We start from the raw sequence: 17,407 nt of genomic DNA, 5'->3' as shown, positions 1-17,407 counted from the left end.
GGGAAACATCGTGACCGAGGAAAAAGAACTGAATTTAATTCAAAAACTGAATGAGGCCTCAAAACACATTGGCCCAATTGGTAAGGACGGAAACAATTCATTTCAAAAATACCGTTTTCAAAGTGAAACGGCCATCAAGTATGCAGTTGAGTCTGCAATCCGTGAAGTTGGCATTCGAATCATTCCCCAGTATGAAGTCATTAACCAGTACGACAAGGCTTCAAAACGAGGCGGCGAGAATCATTTCGTCGACGTGATGGGGACCTTCACTATCACGGATGGAGAAAACACGGTTGTTGGAACCATGCCCGGTAGTGGTCAAGATTCCGGTGAAAAAGCAATGGCCAAGGCCTGCACGAGTGCTCAGAAATACTTCTACAAGCAGCTCTTTAACATTACCGACAAGGACGAAGATCCGGACGCTGATGATAGTCACCCGGGTGGAGGATTTGGTGGGACGACTAGTACACAGGAATCACAAACTCCTGGTCCGGAACCGATAACTCCGCAACAGAAAGATACATTGAGCAAGTTGTTTAATGCCATTGCCGGTAAGGCGAAGGTTGATTTAAACGTTGTTGCCACTTCCTTCTTGAAGCAGGTTAATGGGGCAACGAGTATGGATCAATTAAATCATAAACAGGCACAGGAGATAGTCTCTGTGGCTACTAATAAGCTAAATAAACTTGTTACTGAAGGGAAGGAAACAGCATGAGAGTAATTACAATTTCTGGAAACGTAGGTAAGGACCCCGAGGTTCGGTCAACACAGAATGGACTGATGGTTGCTAACTTCAGCGTTGCAGTTCGTCAAAACCGCCAAGGCGACGATGGCCGGTATGGGACCGACTGGTTCCGCTGTACTGTCTGGGGGAACCGGGCCAAAGTAATCCAGCAATACTTCCAAAAGGGGAGCCACGTTGTTGTATCTGGCGACCTAGAGGTTAGCGAGTACAACGGTCAAACGCAATTAGGCGTTAACGTTAGTGACTTTGATCTACCTGATCGTAATGGCGCAACGGCCCCGGACAATGCGTCAGCTCCATCTGTGAATAACAACGATTCAGTTACGATCAACGATGACGACCTGCCGTTTTAAATAATCAAGTGGTGGGTGGGAGGCATAAGAGGTGTACCTATGGCACGTCCGGTTAAGAAAGGACTGGAGTACTTCTCGATAGACGTTGACATGCTTCACCGAATGAAAGTTAGAAAAATAATGTTGAGCTGTGGCCCACAGTCAATCGCTGTACTAGTCGACCTGCTCGGTAATATCTACGGAGACGAGGGGTATTACATGCAGTGGGACGATGATGCCCGTTTCTTAATTTTTGACGATGTTGGGGTTAAGGAAGCGGCTGTACAGGAGATTGTGACTAAGGCGGCCCAAGTTGGATTCTTCGACCAGGGCATGCTTGATAAGTATTCAATTTTGACTTCATCCGGGATTCAAAAGAGGTATCAAATGGCGGCTAGAAAGAAGAAAGATTCCACCATTAATCCCGAATATGACTTGCTTGACGGAGTTATCGACACCGATAACGAGGTTTCTGACGCGGAAACCCCAGTTTCGGGCGCCGACAATCCCCAAAGTAAAGCAAAAGAAAGTAAAGTAAATAAAAGTAAAAAAGAACCTAAGCGTCCGCATTCGGGCAAGCCGAAGTACGGACCCGATGATCCACCGTATCAAATTGCTCAGCACCTGCTCAAGGCCATTCGGGATAATGACCCTGAGTTCTCGCCTAAAAACGACGAGCATAAGCTGCAGACATGGGCCAACGACATCCGCCTGGCTCATACCCAAGATGGTCATACCTACGACAAGCTGGACGGCATGGTCGAGTGGTGTCAGCACGACGATTTCTGGAAGTCGAACGTGCTTTCCGGGTCCAAGCTCCGGAAGCAGTTCGACCAGATGAAGATGCAGGCGGCATCACGCGGCCGTGGGAGCTCTAAGCCAACAAGGGCCAAGGAGACACTGCCAACGTGGGCTCAGAAGACGCCTGATAAACCTGCTTCGGACGGCAAGCTAAGCCCCGAACAGCAGGCAGCACTGGACGCGCGAATCAAAAAGTTCAAGGCACGGCGGCCGGAGAAAGAAGAGGCGACATCATGAAGAACGCAATCAGCTATGCTTTAGATAAATACGATTTGTACGTTTTACAGAGAGGCATCCGATTTCCGGAAGAGGCAGAGGATTTTGAGGAACTGGCACAGGGCAACGTTGAATCTGATCTATGCCAGGATATCTGGGACGCGATTTACGAGAAGCTTGAGGACAAGCTCAGTGAGCTAGACGAGGAGGAACAAGCATGAACGAATTAATCAAGACTTTCAAGCAAAATGACGGCACGGTGGCCGTCGATGCACGAGACCTGCACGACTTTCTGGAGGTCGGCAAGGACTTCACGTCGTGGCTCAAGGACATGATTGACTACGGCTTTGAAGAGGGTAAGGACTTTACCCCGTTTTCGGTGAAAAGTACTGGTGGCCGGCCCCGCGCCGGTTATGCGCTCACCCTGGATATGGCCAAGGAGTTGTCAATGATTCAACGGACCGATAAGGGCAAGCAGGCCCGTGAGTACTTCATCACGATGGAGAAACGGGCTAAGCAAGTCACCTTGCCGATGGCCCCCGAGGAAAAGTTGATGCTGGTCATGGAGAACGCCAATCGGGCCAACAAACGACTAACTGGGGTTGAGGAGCGTATGGACGAATTCGAGGCCAATCAAAAAATGGACCCAACAGAGTACAGTACCGTCAGTCATGGCGTTACCCGCGCAGTTAATCGATATGTCGGTGAGCATCATCTTCAACTGACGCGTGATCAACGCGCGGAACTCTACAAGGATATCAGCACTGGGCTCAACAAGGTGTGTGGCGTTCACACGCGAACTCAAATTCGTGCTAAGGACTTCAACAGGGCCATGAAGTATATCTACGACTGGGAACCCAACACCGCAACCAAGATGATGATGCAGCAGGCCGGTGAGCAGACTGCCATGGAGGTGTAGGAGATGAGAGTTAAGGCGCTTAACCGGGACCCAGACGGTAGCCTGATTCATCAGCACATTAACCATCCGGCAGGAGACGACGAAGAAGAGATTTTCTGGCCATCTGATACCGATAGAATCCGACGCGAGATGGAAGCGTACGCTGCGTTCGGAATTCGTGGGAATGCTTTGGCCCGCCTAGTGATTCACGGTGAACCAGTCCCAGCCGGGCGCCCGCGATTCTCAAACGGCCACGCGTTCGACCCTAAGCGGTCCCGGGACTACAAGCGCTTCGTCGGTCAAGAGGCCAAGATGAAATATCACGGGCCACTACTACGAAATGATCCGCTCAAGGTCGATGTCAAAGTGTACCGGCACGTGCAGCGGTCAGTCAGCAAGGTAGAGCGGACACGGCGCATCAGTGGTGAGCATCGGCCCATCGTTAAGCCGGACGCATCAAACTACTTGAAGCTGATTGAGGACGCACTGACTGGCATTGTGTGGGAAGACGACAATCTTATCACGGATGTCTCCTGCAGCAAGTACTATTCGGACGAGCCGAGGATTGAAGTCACAGTTACAGAAGCTTAGGAGGAAGAACAATGAACATCGTAGAACAGTTGGAGGTGACTGACGATGATTAAGTTTAAGGATTCAGATTGTTATCCAATAATGTTTGACCTGTTTGGACTGATTGCAATGTCTGACAAATTAACTTTTCCGATGGTTTGGCATGAAAAATATTACTTGAAGAAAGTTATTCAGATTGACAAAGACAGCATATTCATACTTGGGCGAAGCTTAGCGGAGGCAGATAATGAAGCACGGCGATAAGGTATATTACCACCCACGCCATCACGTAAAGCAGCCTGCCACATGGCTATGCTGGATCAATCGTGGTGATAGACGGATAGCGATGGTAAAAGTTAAAGGCAGCCATAGGCATATTGAGGTGGCACCGAGTGATGTTGAGATTGGGAGGGCAAATGATGTTTAGAGCATACATTGAAGATACTGATGATCTGGATTACAACGATGTTCCTCACAAGGGACACTTTGTTTATGGCAATCTTATTGAAGGAGGAAATAAGAGTAATACTGATGCAATTGTTGGGGATTTAATCGAAATAAATGACGAATATGTGAATGTTGAATGGTGGTGCTCCATTGAAAAAGGTTCGGCTGAACAGTATACCGGCTTAAAAGATGCTAATGGCAATTCCACTGAAAAGTTTAGACACACAGAAAAAGGGGTTATAACTAATCTTTATCAAAAATTGAAGAAAAGAAATAAAAATAATGGATTTGGCAGCGTTCCGTTTAGTCTAAAAGATTTTTATGATTGGTCTATGAAAGATAAAAATTTTCACCGGCTATTTAGAATGTGGGTTTTTGACAATTATAGCAAAATCTCAAAACCATCTGTTGACAGAATAGACCCGACAGTCGGTTATGAATTTGACAATATGCAATGGCTTTCTTGGAATGAAAACTATTATAAAGGTATTCACGAGGTCGCCGAGAAAAAAGAAAAACCTGTCGATATGTACAAGGATGGAATTTATATCGGAAAGTTTAAATTTTTTGAATATGCTGACCAGTAATTACTATTGGAAGATGGAGTTAACAAACGCGATTGGGATTTTGGGAAAATATTAAATAACCCAGAACTATTGGAGGAACAACATGAAGATTAAAACATTTTGGACTGAATATTTTAAGGATGACGAATTTGAAACTTCCGTCAACGATTTCATTAAAGACAAAAGAGTTATACAGATTTCAACTGGAGACTCATTGCCTACCAATGATGATTATGTCCATACACTAACGGTACTTTATGAGGAGGCACAGCATGATTAAGATATACCGTAAAACAGTAACTATTAAGGCTGAACAATTTGACGGGTCACAGAAGATGATTAAAAAATATGGAATAGAAGATAGCGCAGAGAGTGGTTATAACGATTCAGATTGGGAAGATGAAGGATTATGTATTCCGACTAAAGAAGGGTGTCTAAGAATTAATAACGGTGACTGGGTTGCCACCGGCATTGAAGGTGAACACTGGCCGATCGCTGATGACGTTTTCCGTAAGACATATGCTGAGTTGCCAGTTATTCCTAAGGCCGTTGCTGACTGGATCGAGGAATGCAAAGATAAAAGCATTTCAATTGGGGATATGCTGTGCTCAGAGAGACGACCAGAAAAAATGCGTGATTGGATGGCACTTACACCGGGAACCTATCAATTTGATTATGCTCGCTATCAGAAGCATCAGGAACTAATTGCCCGCGCGTGGCTAGATGGGTATCAAGTGGAGGCACAGCATGACACACGAACAGATTGAGTATCGAAAATACGTGATGCAAGGCATGGCAAGCTATGGTGGCGATGTGGCACAGGCATTAGTGTGGTGTGGCAATCACTTTATCAAGTTGAGCAATAGCCAACGCAACGCGATTAACAAGCTGTCAGCGAAGGAACGCAACCAAGTTATTCATGAACTGACGATGGGATAAAATTATTATTTTACGTAGGAGATAAGCATGGATAAAACACGCGACGAAATGAACGGTAACCAACGTATGCTGCTTAGATATCTGGAGGCGCTGGTGCCGAAAGACGATGTATTGATGGGGCTAGCCGAGTTTCAATCCAGATTAAGCGATCACAGCGTGCCTAAGGAAGTTTACATTGCTTTGGGTATGCTGAGCAATGCGGAGATTACTAACGTGCTACACGAGCTTACGCGGCCATTTTAGACAGCAAAAAAGGGCTGACACAACAGCCCTCACCCAAATTATGCTTACTCAATGGTCAACAACTAATTATAGCATAACCAAGGGGTGGCAAGCGCTATGGAAAGCATCTTTAAGAATGTGGATGAGGATAAGACGATTGAAAAAGCTGAGTCAGTGCTAAAAGATTATTGGAAGTGGGAATTGCGGGCACGGCGTGCGCGTTTCAACTTGCAGAGTCCTGCAATGGACGGCATGCCACAAAGTCCCAGCTTCGAAAACCGCGTTGATGAGAAGCATGTAAACAAGCTTAACGCCGAATTTATGGCTAATCTGGTAGTCAACGTTATTAAGGCGATTGGCATTGACGAGCAGACTGACCGCTATTCACAGGCCCTGTATTTCTTGTACATTAAGCGATATTCAAAGGTAAAGTGCATGGCCTGTATGGATCATATCTCAGATAAGACATTCGACAAGTATCTACATGAGGGCCAGCTTGCTTTTGCCGAAGTCTATCCTGACGCCGTTGAGAACTTAATCGTTAAAAAGCCACATAAGTATGATCCAGAGAAACGTGCAGAATTTAGCTTTGATTAATTACTCCGTGTTTTTTTCCGATAAAATTCCGGGAAAGTTCCGGGTTCACTCCGGATTATACATGGATTCGGGGTGTAAATTAGTAGTATCGAAAGATGTAGGGAGGCCACCCCGCCTCATCTAACACGCATAGCTTAGCCGGAAAAGCAGTGGTCTCCTAAACCACCGACGCGGGTTCGAATCCCGCTGCGTGCATTGTGGTGGAATGATGAACCGGCCACAAGATTACCTCCGATCAGGAACGTGCATAGCTCAATGGCAGAGCAAAGAAGATACGGGTTCGACTCCCGTTGCACGTATTGGCGAGTATTACAAAATGGGAGGCGACTCCCCTTCATTTAAACGCATGTTCAGCTCGCCAAACTCCTTCATAAAATTGACCGGCCTGCATAACCGGTCAGTAGGGACCTTTAACTCAGTCGGCTAGAGTAGACGGCTCATAACCGTTCGGTCGTAGGTTCGAGTCCTACAAGGTCCATCGGGCGCAAATAAACCTTAGGAGATGGACCCTCCCGTTCATTGATTGAGTGTCCAAGTGTGATCGTAACTGGCGTTGGCCTGCCAGAAGAGGGCGGTTTGAATTTGAATCCGTGCGCGGTTCGATTCCACACCAATCACATTGACCTAAGCAAGTCGCTAAACTACTCAAGCACATAAAACGTTCGCCTAGCTCATCTGGATAGAGCAACAGACTTCTAATCTGTAGGTGGTGGGTTCGATCCCCACGGCGAACATAACGGACTTTTAGCTCAGTTGGTTAGAGCCTCCAGCTCATAACTGGATGGTCGTAGGTTCGAGTCCTACATGGTCCATTGGTCAGCAACCACGGTATGGCGCAATACCAAAATGCGAGTTCTATACGCTAAGCTTAAAAGCGTAAGTCGACGGGTGGTTGAAACGTGGCTAAAATAGAAAAAGTCCACGTCAGGAGGCTCATTACCGCGTGTGGTTCGATTCCACACCAATCACATTGCCCCGCGGGTGGCCTTGTAACCTCGCGTTAGTCCTGATGAAGACCGAAAATTCATCGTGTGCTTGTGGCGGAATAGGTAGACGCACTGGAATGAAGTAGGCTATGGCGGAGTCGCCTTATCGACTCACCCGCGCCACCACGGAACTTCATTTTGGATAAGGCATGTGGAGGTGCAAATCCTCACCAGGTCATAGCAGTGGGCCCGGTAACCCCACTGTGAAACCTTCCTTCATTAGTATTCTCTTTCTTCCCCAGTCTTGCAGGGCCGGGGTCTTGAATCCTTAGCTCAGCTGGTAGAGCACCGGTCTTTTAAACCGGGGGTCGTGGGATTGAAGCCCACAGGGTTCATTGGAGTCTTAGCTCAGTGGCAGAGCGTCTGGTTGTTAACCAGAGGGTCGCAGGTTCGAATCCTGCAGGCTTCGTTGGACACCATAATAATAAAAATAACTCAAATGGACTACAGACTTTGTGGTGTCCAAAATCTAACTAAAGTTTGGAGGCAAAACTCCTCTCTTTAGAAGTTAAAGTTAGGCCTCGGTGGCAGTCGCCGGGGCTTTTTAGATACATAAATTGAGGTGATTAAGATGGGCAAGCTAGTCCGGGAAGAGTTCTACAAAATCGCTGGCGTTAAGCAACACGCCGAGTTTGAGCAGTATCTAAAGGACATCCTTTTCAAGCCAGACGAGCGCCAAGAGTTTTACAAGGCCATGCTGCGGATTAGCACAGACGTCTACGTCGACAGCTTCCGGGCCTACTTTGAAGAGTACGCCGCAGAGCGCAAGGCCAATCAGCAGGACTATACGCCGGACACCGTGGCCCACATCTTGGCGGCCATCACGCGCAACAACCTCCAGGATTCCAATGGATGGTCGGGATATGATCCAACGGCCGGGACAGGTTCATTACTGATTCAGAAGTTGAAGGACGACCAGCTAGCCGAGAATCCGCTCACGACCTACGCGCCTCACAATTACTTGTACATGGCTCAAGAGATGGCTGACAACGCCATTCCGTATTTGCTACACAACCTAGCACTGCGGGGAATGAATTGCGTTGTGATACACGGAGACACGTTGGAACGGACGGCCAAACAAGTCTATTTCGTTCAGAACGACAATGACGATTTCTTAGGATTTTCGTCAATCAACGTGATGCCCCACACCGATGAAATTAAGGAACAATTTGAAATCAGTGGGTGGGAAGAAGAGACCATTGACCACATTGAAAGTGGCTTGGTTAAGTTCTGGCCTACTTTGGCACCGATGCAGAAGAAAGCTTTAGAGATTAATCCGGACCCAATCGCTGGGACGTATGAGAAACCCAGTGACCACTTGCAACTGAAAGATATTGCCGCAGTCGAACGCGCGAAAGCAAAAAAAGTGTACCCCGCCGGGACGATAGTGATTCAGATGTCGGCGACGCGGGGGCAAATCGGTTTGCTAGAATCCAGTGGTAGGGTCGGTACCCAGTACGCTTGTATCCAAACACCGTTCACACCGGGCTTCGTCTTCTACATGCTAAAAGTGCGGGCACCGCGCTGGTTCCATCGGGTTCAGGATGGTCTAAACCTCAAGTTGAAGGACATCGAAGATATTCCGGTGGCCATCACATTAGCAACACGGGAAGAAGAGTACGAGCAGTTATCATTATTTTAGGAGGTGGCCGGCATGGCCAGAATGCTGAAAACTAAATTCGGCCTGGTCAGCCCGGTCGAGGCGCGATGCTTGGGTGACTTGGAACGTCAGCTTAAAGATGGACGGTGGCAACGTAAAAAGCCACAGCGACCACATAAGCCGCGTATTACGGTGTGGAGAAAAAACAGGGTAACAAGCGTGAAAAAATAAAAGAAGACCAGATTTTGGTCTTCTTAAAAATGATAATTTATTTATCGTCTTTATCTAACTTTTCCTTTACGTCATCAACCGTATCTTTAACAGCATCTTTGGCATCTGACAGTTTATCTTTAGCCTTACCTAGAATACCTTGACCCTTACCTTCAGCTTCACGGGCCTTGTCGTTCGTAACCTTGCCTTCAACTTCTTTAGCTTTTCCACTTACCTTATCTTTGGTGCTATCAATCTTGTCATCTAGACTCATAATATAACCTCCCATAATGTAATTTGTTACAACAGTATTATTCCACATTTTAATTTGCTTGTCTAATAAGGAGATCCTGCAAGAGATAGTGTAAATGACACTTATAAATTTAAATTTTCAGATTTTGAATCAAGCATCACTCGCAAAAGAGTGGTGCTTTTTCTGTTGAAGAAAGATTGGGAAAGGATGTTAGGAATGAAAAATCAATTAAGTGATAAAGAAAAAGCTAAACTGTGGGACGATCTACCGAACTACGTCACAGTCACTCGACCTAACGGGGAGCTGATTAGTTATATCCCGCTTAAGCCCGAAGCTGGTTCCAGTGATGGCATGATTGTCAACAAGGACTATATCTTCACTGAGAGCTATAACAAAGAAGAAGCTCATTTTGCTGATATCGATGGCAAGGTTTACTACGAAGGTGCCATGACATGGGGAAACCACAAGCAGGCACAGGAGGTTGTTGATCGTGACTGATAAAGAAAATAAGCACTCAATCCGGGTTAGCGACGGTGCATTCATTAGCCTTTTTGACCCAAAGTATTTCCATGTCTTGATCAATGATGAAGAACTAAACAGTCTTAGTAGTGACGTGGCAGTTAGAGTCGTTGACTCTGGATCAAACTACGTAGACAAGCTGGTTCAGATTATGGTCCCACTGGGCAAGCCTTCGGATGAGCTGCTAAAGAGCTTAGTCCGGCAAGAGAAGCCAATTCACTTGGCTATCAAGGATGACAACACTGGCAACTTGTACGAGAGCCATTCGGGATATATCAAGTACGGTCCGAACGTTGTGTACGGTAAGGGATTTCCGATGGGTCAGTTTACGATGGCCTGTGTATTTATGAATTAGGAGGCGCCCCCATGGGTAAAGGCAAGTATCAAGATTGGTTGACCCACGAGGGCTTGACCAAACTAGAAGGGTGGGCCCGAGATGGCCTAACCGATGAACAAATTGCTAATAATATTGGCATTGGTACAACGACTCTTTACAATTGGAAAAAGCGTTATGTGGAGATTGTGGAGGCCCTAAAAAAGGGAAAAGAAGTCGTTGATCGTGAAGTTGAAGGTTCACTTTTGCGGCGTGCCAAGGGATATACGACAGTTGACCATCAGTACAAAGTAGTTGATGTTGATCCGGATGTGCTGCATGCACGACGTCGTAAGGTGGCCAATACTTACAAGCTAGACCATCCGGAAGCAAACAAGCAGGAAATTGATGACTATGCTGCCGAAAAGGTCCCAACGCGAGAAAGCATTGAGCTATTTCAGAATCAGCATGAGGTACCACCAGACACTACAGCAGCTATCTTCTGGTTAAAGAATCGTAAGCCAGATGAATGGCGTGACCGTAAGGAGACCGAGTTATCTGGTGGCGTAGGCGTACAGGTCAGTGACCCCTACAAGAATTTATCTGAGGAGCAGTTAGCCAAGCTAGCTGATGATGACGATGGCTGACATGCAGCTTATCAGACAAGGCGCGCGGGTTGAACTGGCTCGGCGCCATTTCTTTTCCTATGCTCGGTTAATGGCCCCAGACTTTTACAAGCGGAGCCGGGGCTATTTAGTAGAGATGTGTGATTCCCTGCAAGACTTCGTTAAATCCGACGATGATATCCTAGTCATCAATGAGCCACCCCGACACGGAAAATCGCGCACAGCAGGGCTTTTCGTTCAGTGGTTGTTGGGTAAAGACCCATCGATAAAGGTCATGACTGGTTCTTATAATGAGACGCTTTCAACGACTTTCTCGAAGGGGGTACGGAACGCTATTCAAGAGGTTAAGGCGGACCCGGATATCCCGGTGTTTTCGGATGTTTTCCCAGGCGTCGGCATCAAGCAAGGTGACGGAGCCATGAACTTGTGGTCACTGCAAGGCGGATACAATAATTATTTGGCCACGTCACCAACTGGTACCGCGACAGGGTTCGGGGCTGACGTCATGATCATCGATGACCTTATCAAGAACGCCCAAGAAGCTTTCAACGAAGTAGCCCTAGACGCGCAGTGGTCATGGTTCGTCAACACGATGCTCTCCCGGCTCGAATCTGGTGGAAAAATCATTATCATCATGACTTGGTGGTCATCACAGGACCTCGCAGGACGTGCTCTGGACGAATTGCCCGTATTAGGGTATAAGGTCAAGCACATCAGTATGAAAGCTCGCCAGGACGACGGGACGATGCTTTGCGAGGACATCTTGTCACGAGCACAGTACGAACGGACCTTTAAGACCCAGTCGCCTGAGATTGCGGCGGCCAACTACCAGCAAAAACCAATTGACCAAGAAGGACGATTGTACAAGCACTTCAAAACTTACGACGAAATCCCACGAGATGAGCAGGGCAATCCGCTCTTTCGGGGGATTTTTTCATACACCGATACTGCCGACGAAGGCTCTGACTGGTTGGCTCATTACGTCTATGGGGTATACAACGACGAGGCCTATATCTTGGACGTAGTCTTCTCGCAAGACCCAATGGAGATGACAGAACCAGCTGTGGCCCAATCGCTATTCGAGAATAAGGTCAACGCGGCCACAATCGAATCTAACAACGGTGGGCGTGGGTTTGCCCGGCAGGTTGAGCGGAGATTGCATGAGGAGTATCACAGCAACGTCACTAAAGTTCAATGGTTCCATAACGGGCAGAACAAGATTGCTCGGATTCTGTCGAACTCAACTTGGGTCATGGAACACATCTACTTCCCAGGAAATTGGCGTAATCGTTGGCCAGACTTGTTTGATTTTCTGACGCGATACCAGCGTGAGGGGAAGAATGAGCATGATGACGCCCCTGATGCTCTCACTGGTGTGGCTGAATCGGTTCAAAACAAGGTAAACATCAGCAAGCGTCCTAGCCGTCGTAAGCAAGCCAAAACATTAAGAAGGATGGGATTAGTATGACGAAGAAAATGGGCCACGTTAGCGCGATGGTTGCCAATGCACTGGACCGATACGCGTTAGGTCGCGATGGTGGTCAGATTACTATTGTTGACCGTGAAATTGGTGAAGCGTTTGTGCTAAAGCTATCTGGTAAGAAGGCCGACATAGTGTGGCAGGTGCTGATTAGCACACACCCCAATCGCGATATCGGTAAGATTGAATTCGGTACAAAGAAAGGGCCACGCACCATTGATGAGTTAATCAAGACGGGGCCAGACGGAACACTTAAATCGAAACTGGGGCTGATCTAATGGCTGATGTACCTGTATTTGAGTGGAAGGGCGTTAGCATTGCTTCAATGAGTAAGCACGAGCTACTGGTGGCCATTAAAGATAACGAGCAAGGACGCAACTATCCAGATAGTGCCACAACAATCCTGTTGGGTGAAGCAATGAAGCGATTTCTTAATGAAGATGTTGATTTAGAAGATAAACGAGCTGAGGAACGAGAACGAGTGGTTAACGAAATGCTAGCCGGAACTGATGAGAAAGGGGATGAACTAGATGGCGGAAACGAATGATCTACAAGCCCATGGCATGTCTTTGCCGTGGCCTGATCGTAAGAGTATCTACATGCTTCGTGGTGGTTCACGTTTTGGATTCGATGCCAACCAAGATTATCAAATGCCAGCTGATGAATGGAATGCCATCAAAGCTAACCCAGACGCTATCAAACCGATTCTTTCCTGGTTCGTTAACGACCATTACACCAACCAGCTTCCACGCTTGCTGACCCTCGAACGCTATTATCAGGCTGAAAATGACATTCACTTCTGGCGATCAGACAAGGCTCCTGACCGGGCTGACAACCGCATCACATCTGGTTTGCCACGGTACATTACGGACCAAAAGGTAGGCTATCAGTTTGGAAACCCACTAAAGTTTGCGTACAGTGACCCCGATAATCCTGACGACAGCGGAGAAGACATTGTGAACGCCATTGCGGCATTCAATGACGCGGTAGATGAGCCTTATCACGAGAAGGTGATGAGTAAGAACCTCAACAACACGGGCCGAGCGTACGAGTTGACCTACGTCAAACAGGGAACCAATGACTTAGCCTTACGTGCTATTGATCCGGCCCATTGTTTTGTGGTATATGACACCACTATTGACCTAAACTCGCTATTTGCGGTGCGGTACTACATGGTCAAATTTATGGAAACTACCACTTATTACGTTGAAGTCTATACTAACTCCAACGTTTTTTATTACACCAGCACAGATAGCCCAAACGGTGAGTATACATTGACCGAACAGTCGCCACATTTCTTCGGCACGGTTCCGATCACCGAGTACAAGCTCAACGACGAGCGACTAGGTGCATGGGAGCCAAAGCTGGACGAAATTGACGCTTACGACAAGTCTATTTCCGAAATGTCAAACAGTCAGGAAGATTTCAACAATGCCATTCTAGTGATTAGCGGGGATGTTGACGATGAAGATGATCTCGACAATGCAATTCCACTGACAGACGTTGCCGGTGAGCAGGTCACTGATAGTGAAGGAAATCCGATCTACAAAGTCGATAGCATCAATCCGGAGAACCGCATCTTATTTATCAAGCCATCTATTATTGATAATCTGAATGGGGGCCCAACCATCGTACCTACCACGGCCGAGTATCTGACCAAAGAGCTTAACGCTCAAGGTTGGCAGACGTACAACGACCGCTTGCTGGCTGATATCCATAAGGACACCAACACCCCGGACGTCACGGACCAAAACTTTGCGGCTAACGCCAGTGGTGTGGCCATGTCCTACAAGCTGTGGGGTTCTGACCAAGAACGGGCGACACAACAATCCTTATATACACGGGGAATTAAGCGTCGAATTCGTTTGCTGGCCACTTACTGGGCAAAGACGTCACTTATCAAGTCCGCAGACGAGGCTGAGCACGTCAACCCCAGCTATACACCTAATCTACCGAAGAACGATAACGAAGTCATCACGAACGCAGCCGTATTGCTTAAGACCGGTGCCATCTCTAATCAGACGTTCTGGGAAGCGGTTGAATCAGCTACCGGGGTCAAGCCTGATGGCGAAGAGAAGCGCATGAAAGACCAGAAAGCTCAGGATAAACAGGATGGATTAGATTACATGGATAAGATAGATGGCTCCGACCAAGATAAAGCTCAAGGTGGTGTAAGTGATGGCGAAGACGATAGTGACCGACCAACAGGAGGGACAGCGAATAAGCCAGCTCCTAAGCTCGGACAAACGGTTTAAAGGCCAGACTGATAACCTATACTACCAAGCACTAAAACTCATCAGTGACAATATCAGGGCTTTCTACGCTCGATATGCCAGTAGTAAAGGATTGACCGCTGATGTGGTTCGCGAACGGGTCACTCACTGGGACTTAGACCAGTTCATGCACGCTATTGACCTGTTGATGAACGGTGATCAGTCCAGTGCTGACTTAAAGAAGCGGCTTAAGCTGACAAAGTATCAAGCGGCTGGCGGTGACCATGCTGACGCAGTTGCGGCCCTTATCGGTGCAACCATTGCCGTCACAACTGAGAAAGTCCACAAGACTAGTCGCCAGCACCTCGCTAACGACTATGTGTCTGAGCAAAAGTATCAGCAAGCCATTGCATCGAAGCACCTCACTTGGACGCTTCCACGTACCCAAAACGCTCAAATCACACCAGCCATTGGCCATGCGGTCGATGGCTCGGACTGGTCAGACCGTTTGTGGGTGCGCTCAGATGACATGGTCGCCGACATCCAGAAAGTGGTACGCGATTCACTTAGTGGTGGATTAGATCAAGACCAGCTCGAAAAGCTCCACATTTTGGCGCTACAGGTATGGTACCAAAGGGCATTCAAGCAGCTGGTGAGACTGAAATGTGGATGGTCGACCGCCTTATTCGAACTGAATCGGCACGATTAGTTGACAAGGCTACCATGGATTCGTTAAAAAACAGACGCGTAAAACGCATTGATATTGTGACAGAGCCGGACGCCTGCGAAAAATGCCGCAAGCTGGCAGCTCAAGGACCATTTTCGCTTAGTGAGTGTCCAGATTTACCATGGCATCCTAATTGCCGATGTAAGAAACGAGAACATCAGGAGGAAAACGATGAAACACATTAAACGTTACTTATAGTTTATCTGGAAGTCGCAAGACTTCATGGAAGGATACAATTCCGTGTGGGTATTTTTCCGGTCCCGTAATCTGGGAATTGGATTCTGTAAGCGTATGAGTCAAGACGACAAAATGTACAAGCACTCTTAGCGAGTGCTTTTTTATGCCCTTTTTTCGGCAGTGGGCGTTAAAGAAAGCTGATGAGATATGCAATCTCTAAAAGGCATTTAAGGAGGATTTTTATGTTAAAACGCGATTTATTCAACTCAAAGATGTTTGAAGCTCCAGATGACAATACCGGTGCCCCAGCCGATGGTCAAAAGCCAACGGAGCCAACACCATCATCAGATCCCAACCCGGATGATGGTCACAAAGATGGTGAACCTAATAAGGTTCCCATCAAGGACCAACGGCGAATCCGCCAGGACGCTGTTGATCAGTTTATGAACTCTGATAAGTTCAAAGGATTCATTGATGAAGCTATTGCTAAGGGGGAAGCCCGAGCCAAGATGTCTGCTGAGGAAAAAGCAGAAGCCGATCGTAAGGCGCAAGAACAACGGGATCAGCAAGAACGGGATAACTTCCACAAAGAACAAGCCCATTTTTATGCACAACAGGAACTTGCTAATCGGAAGCTGCCTGCTACCTTTGCTGACTATGTTGCCGATCAAGATCACGACACTATGATTGCAAACGTTGATTCTTTTGAAAAGTCTTTTAACGAAGCCGTTCATGATGAAACGTTGAAGCGCATGCAAGGGGACCAAACGCCAGCGGCTGGTACTCAAACACCCGGTGCAACAGTCACACAAAAGGACTGGGACGCTATGAGTTTTACGGATCAATACACGTTGATGCAAAAGAATCCTGAGTTGGCAAAAAAGTTTACGAAATAGAAAAGGAGTGATTCACATTGGCAGATAATTTCACACAACTGGCCGGCATGCTTCAATCGCCATTGTTTGGTCAGAACGTCATTAACAAGTCCACCAAGACTAACCGATTCTTAGCGTCTGGTATTTTGACACCAGATGCACAGTTTGGTGCTCATTTACTGGATTCCACAGAGGATTACATGACTTTGCCATTCACCAATGATTTAGCCGGCGATCCTGATCCATGGACCGATTTGACTGATATCGAGGTAAGCAACGTCACGACTGGCAAGCAACGTGCTATGCGAATGCGGCTAGTTAAGGCATTTGGCTACACCGATATTGCACAAGAATTTTCAGTATCTAACCCTGCAAATGTTATTGCAGCAAACTTTAGTGACTTCTGGGCTCGTGCAGAACAAAAAATGTTAGTGCAAATGTTGGCCGGTGTTTTTTCAAATACAGATATTGCCACAGCCAAGTTATTTGACGATTCAGCCAAGCAATTCGGTCCTCGTGGTTTCTTGGCAACCATCGGTCTATTAGGTGACTTGCAAGATCAAACGTTTAGCAAGATTGCCGTTAATTCCAGTGCTTATTCGGAAATGAAGGCACAACAGATGATTGATACAGCTAAGCCAAATGAAGCTGTTGGTCCTTTCGGAAACTATAATGGTATGCAGATCGTTGTCGATGACGACTTGCCACTGGATGAAAACGGAGTGGCCACTAGTTACATTTTTGGTAATGGATCAGTTGGCTATTCTGTGGCTAACCCAGCTAGTTCTACCGAAGTTGAACGAGAAGCCCGCAAGAATGGTGGTCGTACCAATGTCATTAACCGGCGTGTTGAAACCATGCACGTTATGGGAACATCGGTGGCTCCTAGCTTTCATTCAGCAGGTCAAACAGTCACCATGGCCGAACTGGCGTCACCAGATACTTGGGAATTCGTCAAGGATGTCGACCCACGGAACATCAAGGTTGTGGCATATAAGGCTAAGGTATCAACCGAATTCTTACCTAAGAAGAAGGCATCTAGTGGTTCTGGGTCAGGTTCTGGAACAACTACAGGTAAATAAGAGGTGAACCGCA

Annotated in this window: 26 protein-coding genes and 7 tRNA genes; 32 read left to right on the top strand and 1 reads right to left on the bottom strand. The window is 47.1% G+C overall.

The genetic code is table 11. The annotated features are described in order from the left end of the window. Positions 1-10: 10 nt before the first annotated feature. From H3M12_RS02770 to H3M12_RS12830, 22 genes are all read left to right on the top strand, one after another. Entirely contained in the window at positions 11-715 is a 705-nt protein-coding gene (locus H3M12_RS02770; protein ID WP_129033022.1) for an ERF family protein, read from the top strand. Beyond that, entirely contained in the window at positions 712-1,098 is a 387-nt protein-coding gene (locus tag H3M12_RS02765; RefSeq protein ID WP_129033023.1) for a single-stranded DNA-binding protein, read from the top strand. The genes H3M12_RS02770 and H3M12_RS02765 overlap by 4 nt, the downstream gene beginning before the upstream one ends. A gap of 39 nt (positions 1,099-1,137) precedes the next feature. Continuing rightward, positions 1,138-2,115: a DUF4373 domain-containing protein gene (locus H3M12_RS02760; RefSeq protein ID WP_129033024.1), complete on the top strand. Its 978-nt coding sequence runs from the start codon at positions 1,138-1,140 to the stop codon at positions 2,113-2,115. After that, positions 2,112-2,315 carry a hypothetical protein gene (locus tag H3M12_RS02755; protein ID WP_129033025.1) on the top strand — a complete coding sequence of 68 codons (204 nt, stop codon included), beginning with the start codon at positions 2,112-2,114 and terminating at the stop codon, positions 2,313-2,315. Before H3M12_RS02760 ends, H3M12_RS02755 begins: the two co-directional genes overlap by 4 nt. Next, positions 2,312-3,013: an antA/AntB antirepressor family protein gene (locus tag H3M12_RS02750; RefSeq protein WP_129033026.1), complete on the top strand. Its 702-nt coding sequence runs from the start codon at positions 2,312-2,314 to the stop codon at positions 3,011-3,013. Before H3M12_RS02755 ends, H3M12_RS02750 begins: the two co-directional genes overlap by 4 nt. 3 nt (positions 3,014-3,016) lie before the next feature. Beyond that, entirely contained in the window at positions 3,017-3,583 is a 567-nt protein-coding gene (locus tag H3M12_RS02745; RefSeq protein ID WP_225423555.1) for a RusA family crossover junction endodeoxyribonuclease, read from the top strand. A gap of 45 nt (positions 3,584-3,628) precedes the next feature. Beyond that, on the top strand, positions 3,629-3,826 hold the full coding sequence (locus tag H3M12_RS02740; RefSeq protein WP_129033027.1) for a hypothetical protein: 198 nt from the start codon (positions 3,629-3,631) through the stop codon (positions 3,824-3,826). A gap of 155 nt (positions 3,827-3,981) precedes the next feature. Next, positions 3,982-4,596 carry a hypothetical protein gene (locus H3M12_RS02735; RefSeq protein WP_129033028.1) on the top strand — a complete coding sequence of 205 codons (615 nt, stop codon included), beginning with the start codon at positions 3,982-3,984 and terminating at the stop codon, positions 4,594-4,596. A gap of 82 nt (positions 4,597-4,678) precedes the next feature. Further along, the gene (locus H3M12_RS02730; protein ID WP_170954997.1) at positions 4,679-4,855 is read left to right on the top strand and encodes a hypothetical protein; all 177 of its coding nucleotides are present in this window, start codon (positions 4,679-4,681) and stop codon (positions 4,853-4,855) included. Beyond that, positions 4,848-5,342: a DUF1642 domain-containing protein gene (locus tag H3M12_RS02725; protein WP_129033029.1), complete on the top strand. Its 495-nt coding sequence runs from the start codon at positions 4,848-4,850 to the stop codon at positions 5,340-5,342. The genes H3M12_RS02730 and H3M12_RS02725 overlap by 8 nt, the downstream gene beginning before the upstream one ends. Continuing rightward, the gene (locus H3M12_RS02720) at positions 5,323-5,514 is read left to right on the top strand and encodes a hypothetical protein (RefSeq protein ID WP_129033030.1); all 192 of its coding nucleotides are present in this window, start codon (positions 5,323-5,325) and stop codon (positions 5,512-5,514) included. The genes H3M12_RS02725 and H3M12_RS02720 overlap by 20 nt, the downstream gene beginning before the upstream one ends. 27 nt (positions 5,515-5,541) lie before the next feature. Then, positions 5,542-5,757, top strand: a complete 216-nt coding sequence (locus H3M12_RS02715; protein ID WP_129033031.1) for a hypothetical protein — start codon at positions 5,542-5,544, stop codon at positions 5,755-5,757. A 96-nt stretch (positions 5,758-5,853) separates the two neighbouring features. Continuing rightward, complete coding sequence (locus tag H3M12_RS02710; RefSeq protein WP_129033032.1) at positions 5,854-6,333, top strand: ArpU family phage packaging/lysis transcriptional regulator; 480 nt, start codon at positions 5,854-5,856, stop codon at positions 6,331-6,333. Positions 6,334-6,457: 124 nt separating this feature from the next. Continuing rightward, positions 6,458-6,528: transfer RNA gene (locus H3M12_RS02705), tRNA-Arg, on the top strand. A gap of 46 nt (positions 6,529-6,574) precedes the next feature. After that, positions 6,575-6,632: transfer RNA gene (locus H3M12_RS02700), tRNA-OTHER, on the top strand. A 105-nt stretch (positions 6,633-6,737) separates the two neighbouring features. Then, positions 6,738-6,811, top strand: a tRNA-Ile gene (locus H3M12_RS02695). Positions 6,812-6,993: 182 nt separating this feature from the next. After that, positions 6,994-7,067: transfer RNA gene (locus tag H3M12_RS02690), tRNA-Arg, on the top strand. A gap of 4 nt (positions 7,068-7,071) precedes the next feature. After that, positions 7,072-7,145: transfer RNA gene (locus H3M12_RS02685), tRNA-Ile, on the top strand. A gap of 436 nt (positions 7,146-7,581) precedes the next feature. Further along, positions 7,582-7,654, top strand: a tRNA-Lys gene (locus H3M12_RS02680). 2 nt (positions 7,655-7,656) lie between these two features. Continuing rightward, a tRNA-Asn gene (locus H3M12_RS02675) sits at positions 7,657-7,728 on the top strand. 162 nt (positions 7,729-7,890) lie between these two features. After that, positions 7,891-8,961, top strand: coding sequence for an N-6 DNA methylase (locus H3M12_RS02670; RefSeq protein ID WP_182150896.1), 1,071 nt, complete (start codon positions 7,891-7,893; stop codon positions 8,959-8,961). A 21-nt stretch (positions 8,962-8,982) separates the two neighbouring features. Further along, positions 8,983-9,150, top strand: coding sequence for a hypothetical protein (locus H3M12_RS12830; RefSeq protein ID WP_233449213.1), 168 nt, complete (start codon positions 8,983-8,985; stop codon positions 9,148-9,150). A 37-nt stretch (positions 9,151-9,187) separates the two neighbouring features. Here H3M12_RS12830 and H3M12_RS02665 read toward each other — a convergent pair whose 3' ends face one another. After that, complete coding sequence (locus H3M12_RS02665) at positions 9,188-9,403, bottom strand: CsbD family protein (protein ID WP_035464847.1); 216 nt, start codon at positions 9,401-9,403, stop codon at positions 9,188-9,190. Positions 9,404-9,598: 195 nt separating this feature from the next. On the opposite strand from H3M12_RS02665, the gene H3M12_RS02660 reads away from it, so the two are divergent. The 10 genes from H3M12_RS02660 (at position 9,599) to H3M12_RS02615 (ending at position 17,394) form a co-directional block, all read left to right on the top strand. Next, positions 9,599-9,880, top strand: coding sequence for a hypothetical protein (locus H3M12_RS02660; RefSeq protein ID WP_129033034.1), 282 nt, complete (start codon positions 9,599-9,601; stop codon positions 9,878-9,880). Then, the gene (locus H3M12_RS02655) at positions 9,873-10,256 is read left to right on the top strand and encodes a hypothetical protein (protein WP_129033035.1); all 384 of its coding nucleotides are present in this window, start codon (positions 9,873-9,875) and stop codon (positions 10,254-10,256) included. The genes H3M12_RS02660 and H3M12_RS02655 overlap by 8 nt, the downstream gene beginning before the upstream one ends. Positions 10,257-10,267: 11 nt before the next feature. After that, the gene (locus H3M12_RS02650) at positions 10,268-10,861 is read left to right on the top strand and encodes a helix-turn-helix domain-containing protein (protein WP_182150895.1); all 594 of its coding nucleotides are present in this window, start codon (positions 10,268-10,270) and stop codon (positions 10,859-10,861) included. Between the two features lies 1 nt (position 10,862). Beyond that, a complete protein-coding gene (gene terL, locus H3M12_RS02645; RefSeq protein ID WP_404820033.1) occupies positions 10,863-12,308 on the top strand; it encodes a phage terminase large subunit in 1,446 nt (481 codons plus the stop codon). After that, positions 12,305-12,598 (top strand): hypothetical protein, encoded by a 294-nt coding sequence (locus tag H3M12_RS02640; RefSeq protein ID WP_129033038.1) that lies wholly within the window; start codon positions 12,305-12,307, stop codon positions 12,596-12,598. Before terL ends, H3M12_RS02640 begins: the two co-directional genes overlap by 4 nt. Further along, on the top strand, positions 12,598-12,867 hold the full coding sequence (locus H3M12_RS02635) for a hypothetical protein (protein WP_129033039.1): 270 nt from the start codon (positions 12,598-12,600) through the stop codon (positions 12,865-12,867). Before H3M12_RS02640 ends, H3M12_RS02635 begins: the two co-directional genes overlap by 1 nt. Beyond that, entirely contained in the window at positions 12,851-14,575 is a 1,725-nt protein-coding gene (locus H3M12_RS02630) for a phage portal protein (RefSeq protein WP_129033040.1), read from the top strand. The genes H3M12_RS02635 and H3M12_RS02630 overlap by 17 nt, the downstream gene beginning before the upstream one ends. Further along, positions 14,499-15,242 (top strand): hypothetical protein, encoded by a 744-nt coding sequence (locus tag H3M12_RS02625; RefSeq protein ID WP_182150894.1) that lies wholly within the window; start codon positions 14,499-14,501, stop codon positions 15,240-15,242. Before H3M12_RS02630 ends, H3M12_RS02625 begins: the two co-directional genes overlap by 77 nt. A gap of 437 nt (positions 15,243-15,679) precedes the next feature. Further along, positions 15,680-16,333: a DUF4355 domain-containing protein gene (locus tag H3M12_RS02620; protein WP_182150893.1), complete on the top strand. Its 654-nt coding sequence runs from the start codon at positions 15,680-15,682 to the stop codon at positions 16,331-16,333. A gap of 17 nt (positions 16,334-16,350) precedes the next feature. Further along, positions 16,351-17,394, top strand: coding sequence for a replication protein (locus H3M12_RS02615; RefSeq protein WP_182150892.1), 1,044 nt, complete (start codon positions 16,351-16,353; stop codon positions 17,392-17,394). The last annotated feature ends 13 nt before the right edge of the window (positions 17,395-17,407 follow it).

It is taken from the genome of Levilactobacillus suantsaii (assembly GCF_014069315.1).
Taxonomy (GTDB): Bacteria; Bacillota; Bacilli; order Lactobacillales; family Lactobacillaceae; genus Levilactobacillus; species Levilactobacillus suantsaii.
Note: the sequence above shows the minus strand (reverse complement) of the source record. Positions and strands in the feature narration are given on the sequence as shown.